The organism is Nocardia sp. NPDC127526, from assembly GCF_042672265.1.
GTDB lineage: Bacteria > Actinomycetota > Actinomycetes > Mycobacteriales > Mycobacteriaceae > Nocardia.
On record NZ_JBHXVO010000012.1, the window covers coordinates 12,172 to 27,503 of the forward strand.

13 protein-coding genes are annotated in these 15,332 nt (G+C 65.1%); 5 read left to right on the forward strand and 8 right to left on the reverse strand.

The features are described from left to right. Nucleotides 1–27 precede the first annotated feature (27 nt). From ACFVIV_RS20570 to ACFVIV_RS20585, 4 genes are read left to right on the forward strand one after another with little or no spacing between them, the layout of a single operon-like run. Nucleotides 28–753: a hypothetical protein gene (locus ACFVIV_RS20570; RefSeq protein ID WP_379198563.1), complete on the forward strand. Its 726-nt coding sequence runs from the start codon at nucleotides 28–30 to the stop codon at nucleotides 751–753. Next, nucleotides 750–2,906, forward strand: coding sequence for a hypothetical protein (locus ACFVIV_RS20575; protein ID WP_379198565.1), 2,157 nt, complete (start codon nucleotides 750–752; stop codon nucleotides 2,904–2,906). The genes ACFVIV_RS20570 and ACFVIV_RS20575 overlap by 4 nt, the downstream gene beginning before the upstream one ends. Then, nucleotides 2,903–3,982, forward strand: a complete 1,080-nt coding sequence (locus ACFVIV_RS20580) for a hypothetical protein (protein WP_379198567.1) — start codon at nucleotides 2,903–2,905, stop codon at nucleotides 3,980–3,982. The genes ACFVIV_RS20575 and ACFVIV_RS20580 overlap by 4 nt, the downstream gene beginning before the upstream one ends. Further along, nucleotides 3,975–4,532, forward strand: coding sequence for a hypothetical protein (locus ACFVIV_RS20585; protein WP_379198569.1), 558 nt, complete (start codon nucleotides 3,975–3,977; stop codon nucleotides 4,530–4,532). Before ACFVIV_RS20580 ends, ACFVIV_RS20585 begins: the two co-directional genes overlap by 8 nt. Nucleotides 4,533–4,547: 15 nt before the next feature. Here the strand turns inward: ACFVIV_RS20585 and ACFVIV_RS20590 are convergent, their stop codons facing one another. The 6 genes from ACFVIV_RS20590 to ACFVIV_RS20615 all read right to left on the reverse strand — a co-directional run bounded on the left by ACFVIV_RS20590 (nucleotide 4,548) and on the right by ACFVIV_RS20615 (nucleotide 12,316). Beyond that, on the reverse strand, nucleotides 4,548–5,036 hold the full coding sequence (locus tag ACFVIV_RS20590) for a hypothetical protein (RefSeq protein ID WP_379198571.1): 489 nt from the start codon (nucleotides 5,034–5,036) through the stop codon (nucleotides 4,548–4,550). 144 nt (nucleotides 5,037–5,180) lie between these two features. Beyond that, complete coding sequence (locus ACFVIV_RS20595; protein ID WP_379198573.1) at nucleotides 5,181–8,000, reverse strand: DUF5682 family protein; 2,820 nt, start codon at nucleotides 7,998–8,000, stop codon at nucleotides 5,181–5,183. Beyond that, nucleotides 7,997–9,115 (reverse strand): AAA family ATPase, encoded by a 1,119-nt coding sequence (locus ACFVIV_RS20600; protein WP_379198575.1) that lies wholly within the window; start codon nucleotides 9,113–9,115, stop codon nucleotides 7,997–7,999. Before ACFVIV_RS20600 ends, ACFVIV_RS20595 begins: the two co-directional genes overlap by 4 nt. Before the next feature lie 14 nt (nucleotides 9,116–9,129). After that, on the reverse strand, nucleotides 9,130–10,467 hold the full coding sequence (locus ACFVIV_RS20605) for a VWA domain-containing protein (RefSeq protein ID WP_379198577.1): 1,338 nt from the start codon (nucleotides 10,465–10,467) through the stop codon (nucleotides 9,130–9,132). A gap of 41 nt (nucleotides 10,468–10,508) precedes the next feature. Beyond that, a complete protein-coding gene (locus ACFVIV_RS20610; RefSeq protein ID WP_379198579.1) occupies nucleotides 10,509–11,882 on the reverse strand; it encodes a hypothetical protein in 1,374 nt (457 codons plus the stop codon). After that, nucleotides 11,882–12,316 carry a hypothetical protein gene (locus tag ACFVIV_RS20615; RefSeq protein ID WP_379198581.1) on the reverse strand — a complete coding sequence of 145 codons (435 nt, stop codon included), beginning with the start codon at nucleotides 12,314–12,316 and terminating at the stop codon, nucleotides 11,882–11,884. Before ACFVIV_RS20615 ends, ACFVIV_RS20610 begins: the two co-directional genes overlap by 1 nt. A 317-nt stretch (nucleotides 12,317–12,633) precedes the next feature. Between ACFVIV_RS20615 and ACFVIV_RS20620 the strand changes: the two genes are divergently transcribed. Next, nucleotides 12,634–13,407, forward strand: coding sequence for an enoyl-CoA hydratase-related protein (locus tag ACFVIV_RS20620; protein WP_379198583.1), 774 nt, complete (start codon nucleotides 12,634–12,636; stop codon nucleotides 13,405–13,407). On the opposite strand, the gene ACFVIV_RS20625 is transcribed toward ACFVIV_RS20620, so the two are convergent. After that, on the reverse strand, nucleotides 13,322–14,041 hold the full coding sequence (locus tag ACFVIV_RS20625) for a respiratory nitrate reductase subunit gamma (RefSeq protein ID WP_379198828.1): 720 nt from the start codon (nucleotides 14,039–14,041) through the stop codon (nucleotides 13,322–13,324). The two genes, ACFVIV_RS20620 and ACFVIV_RS20625, sit on opposite strands and share 86 nt — an antisense overlap. A 128-nt stretch (nucleotides 14,042–14,169) precedes the next feature. Then, complete coding sequence (locus tag ACFVIV_RS20630) at nucleotides 14,170–15,228, reverse strand: zinc-dependent dehydrogenase (protein ID WP_379198585.1); 1,059 nt, start codon at nucleotides 15,226–15,228, stop codon at nucleotides 14,170–14,172. Nucleotides 15,229–15,332 lie beyond the last annotated feature (104 nt).

Sequence of the window (15,332 nt, forward strand, 5' to 3'; positions counted from 1 at the left end):
ACGCAACTCAAATGTCACGGAGGAGCCATGAACGAACCCACGCACCGATCCTTCCTTGTGGTGGATGTCGAGGATTCAGGCGATCTGAACAACGTCGAACTCGGAACCATACGGTCGACGCTCTATCGCATCCTGGACGCGGCGATTCCGAGTCCCGAAGCTGTTGCGGCGAAGGAGGATCGGGGAGACGGGGGCATGCTCGTACTCGATCTTTCCGTGCTGGATGTACTGGACCAGATCGTTGAGAAGCTGCTGGACGGTGTGCGGAGCCACAACCACACAGTTGATCCGTTGGGCTGGTTGAGGGTGCGCATCGCGGTCCACGAAGGCTATGTGCACGAAGATGAGAACGGCTGGCTGAGCGACGCATTGACCGCGACCTTCCGGATGAACGGTGCTCGCTTGGTCAAGGACACGTTGAAGAATGCCGCCCGAGCCCACGGCGTGGTCGTTATCTCCGATGCCGTCTACCAGGGCGTTGTGCGCCATAGCTACCGCGCGGCAGTGACACCCGCTGGGTACGGCAGCGCCGTGATCAGTACAAAGGAGGGCGATGTCAGGATCTGGGCGCGTGTGCCCGGATATCCGGCGCCACCCTTTCCTGGCGGGCCGGCGGCCGCGACGGAGGCTGCCAGGAGTGCCGCTGGCGCGACTTCCGTCGGGTACGACTCCAACACTGCCAACAATATGTTTCTCGGAGATGTGAAGGCCCGCAATATTATCGGTCGCGACAATCACGGCAGGGCCGTATGAGCGAGCCCAAACCCGAAGCGTCGTCGGTGGACGCCCCGGACAACCGCGAATCGAATGACAACGCCGGTGCTGACAGCGCGGCACGTGAGGATCCGCGTAAGCGGGCCACTGATCCGGACCGTCGCCGCGAGTCGCGCACAGCAGTCAATGCCTTATCGGACGCAGTCAACTCGCTTCAAGGGCTGTCGTCGATCCATGCCAACACGCTGATCCTCGGCGATGCGTCGGTTGAGACCCTGGTGGGCCGCGATCATTACGCCACCGCCTCTGGTCCGAGTGTCGTACGTAGTGGACCGGTGTCTGCCACACTACTCGAGCACCTCGAATGCACCTTTGTTCCGCCGCGCGGATTTGGAGAGGTGCGCGGCAGGCTCCGCAAACAGAAGGTGCTGCTCTTACGGGCCCCAAAGGGTTGGGGACGCACTGCCACAGCCGTCCGCGCACTGGCCGCGGAGTGCTCTGCCGGTGTGCAGAAACTCAACCCCGATGTACGGCTGCGGTCGCTCGAATTGGAGTTCGAGTTCGAGCCGGACACCGGCTACTTGGTCGAGTCTCTCGAAGTCGAACAGACGACTGCTCTGCAGGCGTTTCATCTCGAGGAACTGAGCCGGACGCTTGCACGGCAAGGTTGCCGGCTGATCGTAGTGGTGGATCTTTCGGCTGAGCTGCTGGCCGACGTCGACCCATTCCTTTTCGAAGGGGGTGAACCGGCTGATGCGACTGAGCTGGTGAGTAAGCATGTGCGCTGGCGTGTACCCGGTGGGCAAACAGATGTGCTCGAGCGCCCTGACGTAGTGCAGCTGCTTGCCGATGTGGCAGATCACCGGCCACCGGCCCGTGAACTAGCTCTCCTGGCTGAGCAACTGGCTGAGGTGGCTGTCGGTCGAATCGATATCACTGACGTCGTCAACAGACACTCCGCATCAGTCGAAGACCGCTTCCGGAAGTGGTTCGACGAAGAGCTTGATGTCGAGGCCCGCGCCTTCGCGATCGGCCTGGCAGTGTTCAACAGGATGCCGTTGCACATTGTGTCCAGCGCCGCTCGCACACTGGCACGATTGATCATGCAAGAGCAGATACCCGATGTAAGCCAACATGTGCGCTCGGTGTTCGGTGTGCGCAGCGCCGAGATGCTCTGCAGAACGCGGGCAGTGTTGTACCAGTCCTCCGAGGACACCGAGTTCGGACGAATACCGGTCCAGGCCGCGAGATTCGACGACGACCGCTACCCGCGTCGAGTTCTGGAATACGTATGGCAGGAATACCCTGCCGCGCACGAGCTGGTCCGGGAATGGTTGCGGGCGCTCGGTGCCGACCCCGACCTCAGAGTGTGCACCCGCGCTGGCGTCGCGGTGGGTCTATTGGCCACCTTCGAGTTCGACCATGCCAGAAGGCTGGTGATCGAACCGTGGGCGGACAGCAGCGAAGGGCACGACCAGTTCGCCGCCATCGGTGCACTCCAGTTTCCCAGCCTGCAGCCTGAACTCACGCCCCTTGTGACACGAATGCTCGCGGCGTGGTTACGGGGTAGGCAACCGCTGGAGCGCCGAGCGACCGCTGCCGCAGCGTTGGGTAGCACTGTTGGGCAGATCATGCCGAATCGCGCCCTCGAGTTGCTACGTCGTGCGGCGCGCAGCAGCGAACCGGTGATTCAGGAGGCTGTGTGTTACAGCATGGTTCAGCTTTTCGAGGTTGCCGAGTTGACCGGTCTGGTCCTTGGCGAGTTGCGGATCTGGACCGACTCTGAGCAAATCCCATTGCGTGACACCGGTTTCCGATGCGTACTCGAGCTGAGCTTCGGCCTCGAGATCGAAACTTTCCGGGGCGTCCGGGTGTGGCCGGTAATGGTATGGCTGGCAGATGAATCGGCTGGTCACCGGGATTCCATCGTCACCCTCTTCGCGCGCCTGATGGAAGCGCCCTACTACATGCCCTCGGCCTATCTGGAGATCCGGCGCTGGGTTCGGATTGCGGAGAAGGATCCGCAATTGCGCAGACCGCTGGGGAAATTGCTGATCGACTTTGGGCATGCCATTCGGGATACCGGGACCGTGTGTGACCACCTGCGCGACTGGGCCGAGGAAATCAACGGCCCAGTGCGGGCTGTGGACGAGTTACTGATGATGCTCGACGAGGAGGACAAGCCGACGTGAGCGCAAACGATCCAACCCCTCTGATCCACTACAAGGATATGACTCGCGCGACATGGCGAAAGTTTCGTCCGACGCCGGATGGATATGCTGCGGCGGTGTCTCAGGACCGCCGCGGCCAGCTGATGCTGATGGATCGAAGGCCAGTCGCGTCCGAGATTTTCTACAGCCCGCCCCCGGTCCTCTTCTGGGTCGACGTTTCTGTACATCACACCTCCCTGAATCTGGATGTCCCCACTGCGGAAGGGGTTTTCGACTTCCACGCCGCGGTTGATCTGTCCTGGCGGATAGGCAACCCTGTCGAGGCAGTTCGAACAAACTTGGCCAGTGGGGAACTCGTCTATCGGCCATTCCTTGAAAATCGGCTTCGGGAAATTTGCCGGAGATTCGAGACCGCGCAATTTTCCGATGCCGAGCAGCATCTGAACACCTACTTCACCGACCGCTCTGTCGATTTGTCATGTGGTGTAGTTCTGCTTGATTGCAAGGTGAAGCTCGCGCCGGAGGAGAGCACTCTGATCCATATTCAGCAACGCACGCGCGATCGCTGGAAAGAGGAGCGACGCGAAGCAGACCACAAGGCTCAACTGCATGATGTTCATCTTCAGCATGATGAGAACGAAACCGACCACAGCTTGGCACTGCAGAATGTGAGGTTCAAACAAGAGATTGTAGAGCTCGAGCAGCGGCACGTGCTCGAGCTGGAACGGCAGCGGATGGACTTCTACGCGGTTGCGCTGCAAGCCGGCGACTTCGGTGCGATCTCGCTCAAGCTGGCGTCCAACCGTGAGGACGTGAACGAGGTCATCCAGTTGCTGATGCGCCAGAGGCAGCTGGATTTCGAATCCGCACACGGTGCGTTGAAAGCACTGCTGGATCAGCGCCTGGTCAATAGAAGGGATGTCCAAGACATCATGGCGCGCGCGACCAAGGTCATCGCAGACCACTGGACCCAACTGCCGCAGGCTGGTCCCGCGGAGCAACCGCAACAACTGGCTGCCTCGCCGAACGCTGGAGGTGAGGTCGCTCGAGTAATAGATGATCCAGATGATGAGGACAACGAGGATGGCTATGTCTAGTTCATCCACGGCGGAAAATCCGTTGCTCGACCTTCCCATTGTTGGAGATCTGGTCGCATTGTTCGACAAGTGCCTGCTCGATCTCGGCTTCTCGGTGTGGGGGGCCGAGTCCGTGGAATTCGTAGTGTTGACAACCGTCTCGTTCGCCGTGCTCACGGCTGTCGTCGGCAGGTTGATTCCCTACTTGAGCGACCGGCTTATCAATTCGGCCGGCCAATGGGCCGCGGCCATACCAGCTTTGCTGCTTGCGCCTGAGTGGCTCGTGACCAAATTGCTCGGAAGGTTTGGCCGTGCCCCAGGGAGCATGTTGTATGGCTACGGTGATGGCGTGTTTGCACTCACGGATGCAATTGGGCGATTGGTGGTTGTCGTACTGCGCCTTCTGGGCCGAGCCGGCAAGTTTCCTCATCTGACGGTCAGCCTGTTCTTCATCCTTGGAATGCTTGTCTGGAACAGCGAATCCTGTGTGGGTGAATCGGATCCATGTGTTTCGCCGGTCCAGCAGTGGATCCAAATGGCAGGGGCTGATGCTGAGCGCCGGCCAGAGTGAGGACCACATCTACCGCTATGCGGAAGTCGCGCGAAGTAGCGAGATAGCGAACCATATAAGAAATATGACCAAGCTGAATGCACTCCAGCGCAATGCGACTTCGAAACGTCGATACTTGCGCTGGGTAATCGCAGCGAGCGCCGCTGTTTGCTGCCACGCATAGTCGGCGAGGACTGCCGGGGTCGGGCGCTGGCTCACCTCGATGGGGAACGTTGGGAAACAGAACCAGTTCCCAGCACCGGCGCTATACAGGTTGGGCCGCAGCGCCATGGCCAAGTAGCACATACACGAGAAGATGGTCACCTCGAGAGCGATTCCCATGATGGTGATAGCAAGGTGTGTCGGAGTTCTGCCTGCGGTCACCAACCCCATCAGGCCGAATCCATTTGCAGTAAGCAAGAATCCGATCTTTGTATCGGCAGCCCCGATGATGCGATTGAACTCTGAAATGGTGCGCAGTGCCGCGTCCAGGTCGTCTGTGGGCTCGAGTTGTTGAATTGCCATGGGATCAGGAGACCACCGGTAGGAAGTGATCTCTACGTACTATGACACACAGCGTCGGTTCGACAGCAGTCGCTCCATGCCGCAGCCGTAAGCGGTCTGGCCCGGCGTTTCGCCGGGCCAGACCTGTTTCGAACCAACCCGTGGTTATCCCGCGAGTTGCGCCGCCAGTGCTGCTGCGGTGGCGGGGAAACGGGTGAGCAGGTCGGTTGTCTCGCGGTTTCCGGTTGGGCCGGATTCCTGCCAGTTGCCTTCGATGCCGAGCAGGGCGGCGAGTGCGTCGCAGGTGGCGGGGTGGGCGGCCAGTAGGTCGGTGACGGGGCCGCGGGGTGCCGCCACCAGCGGTGTTGCGGCGGTGGTGAATTCGGTCGACCAGGGTGGGGTGAAGGCGTCCACGGCGGGGAGGGAGCCGGGGAAGGTGCGGGCTGCTTCCCGGACCAGGTTGGGGATCAGGTCGGCTGTTTGGTCCTTCAGGGTGGTGATGAGTTTGGGGAGCCAGGGGAGTAGGACCGTGTCCGGGAGGGTGCCGAAGGCCTTCGACAACAGCTCCACCACGAAGGGTTTCAATGCTGGAGCGGGGTCGATGGCTTGGACGAAACCGCTGACGTATTGCGGAACCGTTGGCAGCACCAGGGGGTTGGACAGCATGGTGTCGCAGCGGGTGCGCAGGTCGGACATGGTGAGCAGGCCGAGTTGGAAGCGGGCTGCCCAGAGGAGGGCCACCTTGGCGGGGGCCTCCGGATGGGATTGCAGGACCGCGAGTTCCAGCTGGGTGTGGTCGCAGCCCAGGGACAGGGCCAGGTTCTCCATGCCGAAGAGGAAGCCGAGCATGGCGGCCACCTGGGACGGGTCGGTTTCCTCGGCGGCGAAGGCCGTGGGGAGGAGGGTGCAGTAGTGGGCGTAGCCGGCTGTCACGAATCGTTCGCACCAGGAGGGCAAGCCGCCTTCGGTGGAGCGGAAATAGTTGAGCAGGACGCGGATACGGCGGAGTACGACGGGGGCGTCGTCCACTGTGCGTTCAGCGGCCAGGAGTTCGACGGCGCGGTTGCCCAGCTCGTCGGCCAGGCGGACCGATTTCAGGTAGACCAGGGCGTCTTCGACGGCGGCCAGGGCCACGGCCGCGGTCGCGTCGGGGGCGGTGACCGCGCGGCGGAGGCGCTGCTCGAGCACCTGTTCGACCGAGACGCCCTCGTAGCCGAGTTCCACCAGGGAACGCTGGTATTTGCCGAGGCCGATATCCCAGCTCTCCTGGATGGAGGTCTCGCCCAGGCCGCGTGAACCCATGATGGGGCGGAGTGCGTCCTGGGGCAGGAGCCTGCGCAGCAGCCAGAGGAGGTCCGAGCAGGGGCGCAGGTGGGGGTTGGTTTTCAGGTCCAGGAGGGCGCGCTGCAGGGTGCGTTTGGACAGGTCCAGGCCCAGTGGTTCGAGACGGTCGAGGACGTCGCGGGCCAGGGGCGGCAGGGCCGCGTAGCCGACTTGGCCGATGCGGTCGCCGCCGAGCAGGATTTCGCACAGGCGGCGGACATCGCGGCGGCCGGGGACGCGGTCCTTCTCGATGCAGGTGACCGCCGCGTCCTGGAAGTCGTACGGCGTGGGACGGGCGCGATTGCGCAAGCCCGCCAGCAGGATCGAGGTTTCGAAGATGGCGATGGCGTCGGCGGTGCTGGCCAGGTAGCCATTGCGCCGGGCCAGGCGGACGATGTCCACCGACCATTCCAGGAGTTCGGCCTCGTCGAGCGGATCCAGCACCGGCGGGCGGGACAGGAATCCCGAAAGACGGTCCGCTACTTCGTTTTCCGGTTCGGTCGGGACAAGCGGCTTCTTGGCTCGCTTCTTCGCTCCCTGCTGGCCTTCCAGCCGGAACGACTGCACCTTGCCGCGCCGCAGGCCCTTGGCCCAGGTGGCCGCCGCGATCGAGACCGCGCCGCCGGCCAGCCCGAACTGGGCCTCGATGGCGGAGTGGCTGGAGGGAATCAGGCCGTAGTGCCAGGTGGTGGCCGAGCGGGGCGAGATCTCGAACGGGGCGTCCGAGTCGATCCCGAACTGCTCGACCGGGCTGGCCGCGTGTGCCGCACCGCAGATGTACAGCGCCCGCGCGGGGTCGATGTCATTGGCGGACAGGTGTTCCCGCATGCGGGTCCACATGTACCGCTCGCGGTCCTCGTCCTCGGCGGTGCTGCCGCGCCGCAGCCGGCGGAACAGGCTGCCGATCATGACCATGACCTGGCGGTAGGTGTCGTAATCGGCGTCGGCGAGGGGCTGTTCGACGTACTGATCCCACCATTCCGACCAGTGCCGGACCTTGCCGTGGTGCAGCAGGTGCTCTTCCAGTTCGGCGAAACGCGGTCGCAGATCCCCGATTTCGATGCCCACCGCCGAGCCGTGCAGACCGTCGTCCTCGGGCTTCTCCTCGTCGGCCGGCGCCTCGGCCGACGCCGATTCCTTTGGCGCCCAATGGAAGACGTGATCAGTGGAGCGATCAACCAGCACCAGTTCGACGCCCGGTGTATCGAGGGCGTAGGCGATGGCCTGGTATTCGGCCGACGATTCGGTGATCGGCGCGACCACCGACAGCGGCGCCCATTCCGCCGGGAAGCCCTCGGTATCGGTGGCGAAGGCCTGCAATGCCACCGGCAACCGGCAATTGCGCAGTTCGTCCAGCAGCGGCCGCATGTCCTCGCACAGCTCCAGATAGATGACGGCCGGCTGCTTCTCTCGCAGCCGCCGCACCATGGCCAGACCGGAGGCGGGGGAGTGGTGGCAGACCGGGAAGATCTCCAGCCGCTCCGCCAGCGCCCGGTCCACATCGTCGATCATGCCCGCCAGGATGTCGCCCGCCGCCCCGGGCACGCCGGCGAACGCGACCGCCGCGTCCGCCAGCTGATCCCGCAGTGCGGCAAAGGTATTCGGTGCGGGACGGGTATCGGAGACGGTCAGTGTCGATGGTTCGCTCACAAGCTCGCTCACGAGAGCCTCGCGATCGCGGCCCGGCCGCCCTCCAGGAATTCGCCCCAGGGGATCTCGCCCTTCTTGTCCTTGCTGCGCGGCTCGACCACGCCGTGCAGGTACTTGTTGAGAATGGCCAGATCCTCGGGCTGACGCCGGGCCAGGGACCCGACCAGCGAGCCGGCGAGGGTCTCCGCGCGCAGTTCCCGCTCACCGAAGAACTGGCTGTGCAGGATGGCGTCCTCGAGCACGCCGATCTGCTCGGCGGTGGACAGCGCCGACTCCAGCTTGTCGTCATCGCTGGTGGCGGCGGCCGCGGCGGCGCGCAGATCGGCGAAGCTCTCCAGCAGGATGTCCAGCAGCGTGGGCGGCAGTTCCAGCTCGATGGAATGGCGGCGCAGCAGTTCCGCGGTGCGGAAGCGCACGATCTCCGCCTCGCTCTTCTTATTGGACACCACCGGAATACGCACGAAGTTGAAGCGCCGCTTGAGCGCCGAGGACAGGTCGTTCACGCCGCGGTCGCGGCTGTTGGCGGTGGCGATGATGGAGAAGCCCGGCTGCGCGAACACCACATTGTCGTCGTCGAGCTCGGGAATGGACACGTACTTCTCCGACAGGATGGAGATGAGCGCGTCCTGCACATCGCTGGTGGAGCGGGTGAGCTCCTCGAAGCGGCCGATCACGCCCTGCTCCATGGCGGTCATGATCGGGGACGGAATCATGGACTCCCGCGACTGCCCCTTGGCGATGACCATGGAGATATTCCACGAGTACTTGATGTGGTCCTCGGTGGTGCCCGCGGTGCCCTGCACGACCAGCGTGGAATTGCGGCTGATGGCCGCGGCCAGCAGTTCGGCCAGCCAGCTCTTGCCGGTACCCGGATCGCCGATGAGCAGCAGACCCCGGTCCGAGGCCAGGGTGACAATGCTGCGCTCGACGAAACTGCGGTCGCCGAACCACTTCTGCTCCACCTCGCGGTCGAGCCCGTCGGCGCGTTCGGAGCCGAGAATGAACAGCCGCACCATCTTCGGGCTCAGCCGCCACGCGAACGGCTTGGGACCGTCGTCGATGGACTCCAGCCAATCCAGTTCCGCGGCGTACTTGACTTCGGCGGGGGCGCGCAAAACGTCGTTCATGATGGCGTGTTCTCCTAGTCGAGAAAGTTCTTGAGTTCGTGCACGAGCTTTTGAATGCGTCCGGAAATCACCGGAGTGCCAAGGTTTTTGAACCGTTCGCGGAACCACGGGTTGACGCTCTGATGGCCGGAGCTGTTCACCGAGCCGACCGGGATGAGCTTCACCCCGGAGCGGTGCACCGCCTCCATGGCCTCGAACAGCGGCTGCGAGCGGTCGAACTCGTAGAAGTCCGAAATCCACACCAGCACGGTGTTCTTGGGATCGGTGATCTTGGGCTGGGCCATGGCCATGGCGACCGGGCCGTCATTGCCGCCGCCGAGATTGGTGCGCAACAGCACCTCGAACGGATCGTGCACCCACGGCGTGAGATCCAGGGCGCGGGTGTCGTAGGCGATGAGATGCACATCCACCTTGGGCAGGCCCGCGAAGATCGACGCCAGAATGGTGCAGTTCACCATGGAGTCGACCATGGAGCCGGACTGGTCCACCACCACGATCATGCGGGCGGGGACGGTGCGCTTGGCGGTCTGGCGGTAGTAGAGCCGGTCGACGTAGAGGCGCTCGTCCTGGGGATTCCAGTTGGGCAGGTTCTTCCAGATGGTGCGGTCCACATCCAGATTGCGCAGGATGCGTTTGGGCGGGACCGAGCGGTCGACGGTGCCCACGCTGGTCTGCTGCACCTGTGTGCGCAGCACCTCGGCGACCTCGTCGATATAGCGGCGGATGAGCCGTTTGGCATTGGCCAGGGCCACACCGGACAGATTGTGCTTGTCGCGCAACAGTTGTTCGATGAGCGACATGCTCGGGGTGAGCTGGGCGGCCAGATGCGGATCGGCGAGCACCTCGCGCAATCGCATGCGGGACACCAGTTCGCCTTCCAGGCCGGTGAGCACGCCCTGTACGGCGCCGGCCTGTTCCTCGCCCAGGCAGCGGCGCAGCCAATTGGCATCGGACTGCCAGCCCGCCAGCTGGGTGGCGCTGACCTGGCCGGATCCGGTGGCGAAGACATTCAGCAGCAGCTTGGAAACCAGTGCGGCAGTGCGGACATCGGCCGCGCCGATGGGCCGGGGCGCCTCGTTCGCGGAGTCGTCGGCTGCCGAGTCCTCGGCTTCGGAGTCCTTGCTCTCGGAGAAGTCGAGGCGTTCGAACTCGTCCTTCATCTCCGGATACCGTTGCACCACATTGTCGATGGAGATGCCCGGATCGAGCACCGCCAGCGGCAATCCCAGATCGTCGACGATCCCCACGCTGGCCTGCGCCAGCGTCGATTGCTGATCCCCGGTGAAGACACCGGCCAGTAGACGCCAGTACAGGACCTGGCGCCGCGTCTCATGATTCGGCCCACCCGTCACCCGACCGCCACCCCCCACGGAATCGCTTCGCGATGCAATATTCATCTGCGCAGCAACCGTCCCGCCCGCTCACGCAATACCGCCACGGCATCGCCCGACTTCGCCTGCGCCTTGGCGACTTTCGCATCGGTCGGCCCGAGCGCCCAATCGCCATTGTGGAAAGCGGTGAGCGCACCCTTGACCTTGCGCTGCATGGCCAGCGGTCGCACCGACCAGCCGCCGTCCCAGCGCAGCAATCCGATCATGCTGCTGGAGCCGGTCACTCCGGTCGAAGTGAGTGGTCCGGCGGACGGCAGCGCGTCCAGTTCCACCCGAATCCGCTGCTCACCCATCTCCAGCACACCGTCGCGGAACCGGTACCCCTCGAACAAAACCGGTTCGGCGATATGCACCGGATCGCGGTCCAGCGGCGCGACCGCCGGGGCCAGCGCCTGCGGCAGTTGCACGGTGGCGGTGACGAACGGATCGGCGTCCTCCCCGGCCTTGGCCCGAGCGTCCTCCCACAGCAGATCACCGCCCGCCGTCAGCGGCATGTCGGTGAGTTCCAGCGCGCGCCGCTCGGCCAGCGCCGTGAGCAACTGCCGATGCGCACCCAGCAACTGCCAAACCGCCGGTCCCACAATGGTGTCCACCTTGGCCGCCGCCACCGACACCCGCACCCGGCGGGCCGGTGCGCCCGCGGTCTCCAGCACGCCGTGCACCTGCGCCTGCACCACGGTCCCGTGCTCGTGCACATCCACGCCCAGTGGCAGCAGGCGACCCGAAACCGACTCGACCGCAGCGGATTCCGTGCCGCGCCAGGACAGCAGCAGCGCACGCGCCCACAGATCCGCCCAGCGCCGCGCGGGCACCCGGTCCATGGTGGCGATCGGCGAGGAAGCCCCCAGCTCGGCGGTGAAGCCGTCCAGCAGCATCGCCAGCCGCCACAGCCCGGGTTCGGCCAGCAGCGCCTCCACCGTCTGATCCGCGGCCGCCACCAGTTCGTGGTCCACGCCCCGCCATCCGGCGATGGCCAGCTCGCCCAGCCAGGCTCGCGAACCCGCCGCGAGCGGACTCGGAGTATCGGCACCCGGCGTGGCCGTCCACTCGGATCGGTTGCGGCTCAAGGCCATATCCGCCTGATCGACCAATGCGTCGTGCACCGCGCCCAGCAGGGCGGCCCGCGCGGCGGCCAGCGCCGACAGCTCATCCGGCCCGATCGCCCCGGTACTCACCTTCGCCACCGCGGCCGCCACGGCCTCTGCCAGCGGCGAACCCGCCACTGCCCCGCCCAGTGCCGCCAGTGCCGCACTCTGCGGCTCGGAAACCCGTGCGAAGCCGTTGACCAGCGCGGTATCGAAACCGCTCACCGCATCCAGCGCTGCCTCGACGCCGGCGGGCGCATCCGCCAGCCCGGCCAGTTGTACTTCCTGCATCAGCGCCCCACCCCCGCCGGAAACCAGTGCAGCTCCGGAATCGGCATTGCGCTCCCCGGCAGCTCCAGATACGTCAGATGCCGCAGGAACCGGCTGAACACCGCCGCGGCCGGAGCTGGATCCCGAGTCCCATTGAGGCAGCTCGCAAGTCGACCGCCCTCCGGCACCTCGACCCGCAGGAACCGCGCCACCCGCTCCTGCCCGTACTGCAACACCGCTTCATCGATGAGCGCATCCAAATGCTTGCACGCCCACCCCTGATTCAACCCGCCACACGGCCGGTTGTTATTGGTGCTGCAACTCAGCCCGTGCGTCCCCGCCGTCACCGACGCCACATACACCCGCGAAATATCGGACCCACTCGACACCACTCCCTGCAAGCGCCCGTCCGCCATTTCCACGAACGGCACCTTGTTCAGTTTGCGCGGCGCCACAGCGGGCAAAACCCTTACGACAGAAGCACTTTCCCAAGCCGGCTCATCCGGCGTGGCACTCGTATTCGAGGCCATCGTTCTCCCTCCCGGTCGATCACGATGCGCCCAAGGTAAGTGACCCCACCGACAAGTGCCGCCCCACCCCCGAACCTGCTGATGACGGCCGCCGGCCGGCCTTGGCCGAGCCGTATTCGGGCCGGTCGTACAGACCTTTCGGCGAGGGCGCTTCGGCAACGCCGCAGACCGCAATCGCGGCGCCGAGCTCGCGGGCGTCGATCGGTCTCCGAATGTCACACCTGGCGGCTACCGTCAGGGGTATGGCGCAGTATCGGCATATTCTGGTCGACCGCACCGGCGACACCGTCCGGATCACCATGAACCGGCCGGAGCGGCGGAACTCGTTGTCCGGTGAGCACTTGGGGGAGTTGCTGGGCGCGTTCCGGGAGGCGGGGGAGTCGGATGCGTCCGGCATTGTGCTCGCGGCCGAGGGGCCGGTGTTCTCGGCGGGGCACGATTTCGCCGATGTCGCGGCGCGCGATGTCGAGGGGGTGCGGGAGTTGCTGACGCTGTGCACCGAGGTGATGCGGACGATTCAGTCGGTGCCGCAGGTGGTGGTGGCTCGGGTGCACGGTCTGGCTACCGCGGCCGGGTGTCAGTTGGTGGCTTCGTGTGATCTTGCGGTGGCGGCCGACTGCGCGGGCTTCGCGTTGCCGGGTGGGAAGGGCGGGTGGTTCTGTCATACGCCCGCTGTGCCGGTCGCGCGGTCCATCGGGCGCAAGCGGCTGATGGAGCTGGTGCTCACCGGGGATGCGGTCACCGCTGATGTTGCGTTGGAGTGGGGGTTGGTGAATTACGTTGTGCCCCTGGAACGGCTGGACGAGGCCGTGGCCGAATTGCTCGGGCGGGCTACGCGGGGGAGCCGAGCGAGTAAGGCGCTCGGGAAGCGGACCGTGTATGCCCAGTTGGATCGGCCGGAGGCGGATGCTTACGCGATCACGCTGGAGGTCATGGCTGCTGCCTCCCAACTACCCGGCGCCAAAGAGGGAATGCGGGCGTTTCTGGAGAAGCGCCCGCCCATCTGGCCGGACTGAGTCGGGCGGCGCGCCGGCACAGGCGGGAGAGGGGGACCGTGAAGATGCCCGCCAGGCGGGTGTAGGGCCAGATGGCGATGAGCAGCATGAGGATCAGGGCGCGCGCCCGGTAGATGGCGGGTGCGTGCTGCATGACTTCCGGCTCGGGCCGGAAGGTGGCCAGGGATCGGGCCCAGGTGAAGAGGTATTCCGCTGTGCGGTAGCGGGTTTCGGTGGAGTAGGGATCGAAGGTGATGAGGAAGCCGGAGAGCAGCGTGGCGGCCAGGACCGGGAGGGTGATGCGGTCGATGGGCGTGATCCGGGGGCGCGGGTCGGCATCGATGAGGGGTGGGATCAGGATGAGGCACGCACCGGCCATGGCCAGCGGGATGGCAATGATCTGGCCCGCCGTCAGGATGACCGCCAGGCCGCCGGTGGTGCGCGAATGCGGCCCGGCGGCAAGGGCTTCGGTGATCCGGACGGCGAAGAGTAGTGGCACGCCGATCCGGAAGGCCAGGCTCCCGAAGCGCTGTGTCCGATCGGCGTGCGGGCCGTAGAGATAGCCGAGGAAACGGTCGTGCTGATACCGCCAGAGGTGCCCGGCCAGGCAGGACGCCACGGCGATGCCGGGCAGGACAACCCACAACACGTACATCACGGCGCGTCTTCCTCATACGATCCCGATCCCGCGGACGCGGAACACTGTCCCACGGACGACGCCGTCGCGATAGAGCCGAAAGCCATTCGGCGCATCGAACCGGCGAACATGCCGGACGCTCCGGCTCAGGGTTCGACGGTCACCTTGATGGCCTCGCCGTTCTCGACGACCGAGAAGGCGTCGAGGACCTCGGTGAGCGGGATGCGATGGGTGATCAGATCCCGCACCGGGACCTGCCCCGTGGCGATGTAGTCGAGGGCGCGCCGGTTGTGTTCGGGGGCGGATCCATTGGCGCCGTGGATATGCAGCTGGCGGTAGTGCACGACATTGGAATCGCAGGTGATGGTGGGGTTGGTCTTGGGGAGGCCGCCGAAGAAGGAGATGCGGCCATTGCGGGCGGCCATGGCGATGGCCTGTTCCTGGGTGATATTGGCGGCGGTGGCGGTGATGATCACGTCGGCGCCGCGCCCGCCGGTCAGCTCCAGAACTTGTGCCACGACATCGGTGCGGGCTGCGTCGATCACCGCGTCGGGGCGCACCGCATCGGCGGACAGCTTCAGGCGCTCGGCATTGACGTCGACGAGAAAGACCGGGCCGCAACGGTATACGCCGCGGGCAATGCGAATGTGCATACAGCCGATGGGGCCGGCGCCGAAGACCACGACGGTGTCGCCCGCTGCGATGCCGAGTAGTTCCTGGGCATTGATGGCGCAGGCGAGCGGTTCGGCGGCGGAGGCCTCGGCGTAGCCGACGGCGTCGGGAATCCGGTTCAGGCCGTCGACGCGCAGCACCTGGCCGGGCACGATCATGTATTCGGCGAAGCCGCCGTCGTATTGGTAGCCCACCGATGTCTGGTTCTGGCACACCGCCATCCAGCCCTTGCGGCACTCGTGGCAGGTCCCGCAGGGCACCGCGGCGATCACCTGTGCGCGGTCCCCGATCTTCCAGTCGGTGCCGTACAACGCGTTCACATCGCCGCCGACCTCGACGATCTCGCCCGCGATCTCATGACCGAGGGTGCGCGGCGGGGTCAGGTTCTGGTGCCCGTTGTGCCGGATCTTCACATCCGTTCCGCAGGTCGAGCAGTTGCGCACCCGGAGTTTGATCTCGCCCGGTCCGCACTCGGGCTCGGGGATGTCCTCCAAGCGGATGTCCTCGGGTGCGTAGAAGCGCAGGGCCTTCATGGATCGGTGTTCCTTCCGCTGAATGTGGGCTGTGGCGCCGGCCACTCGAATCAACCGTAACGGCCATTCGGGCGTAAAGCCACACGAATGTGTGCCCATTTCTG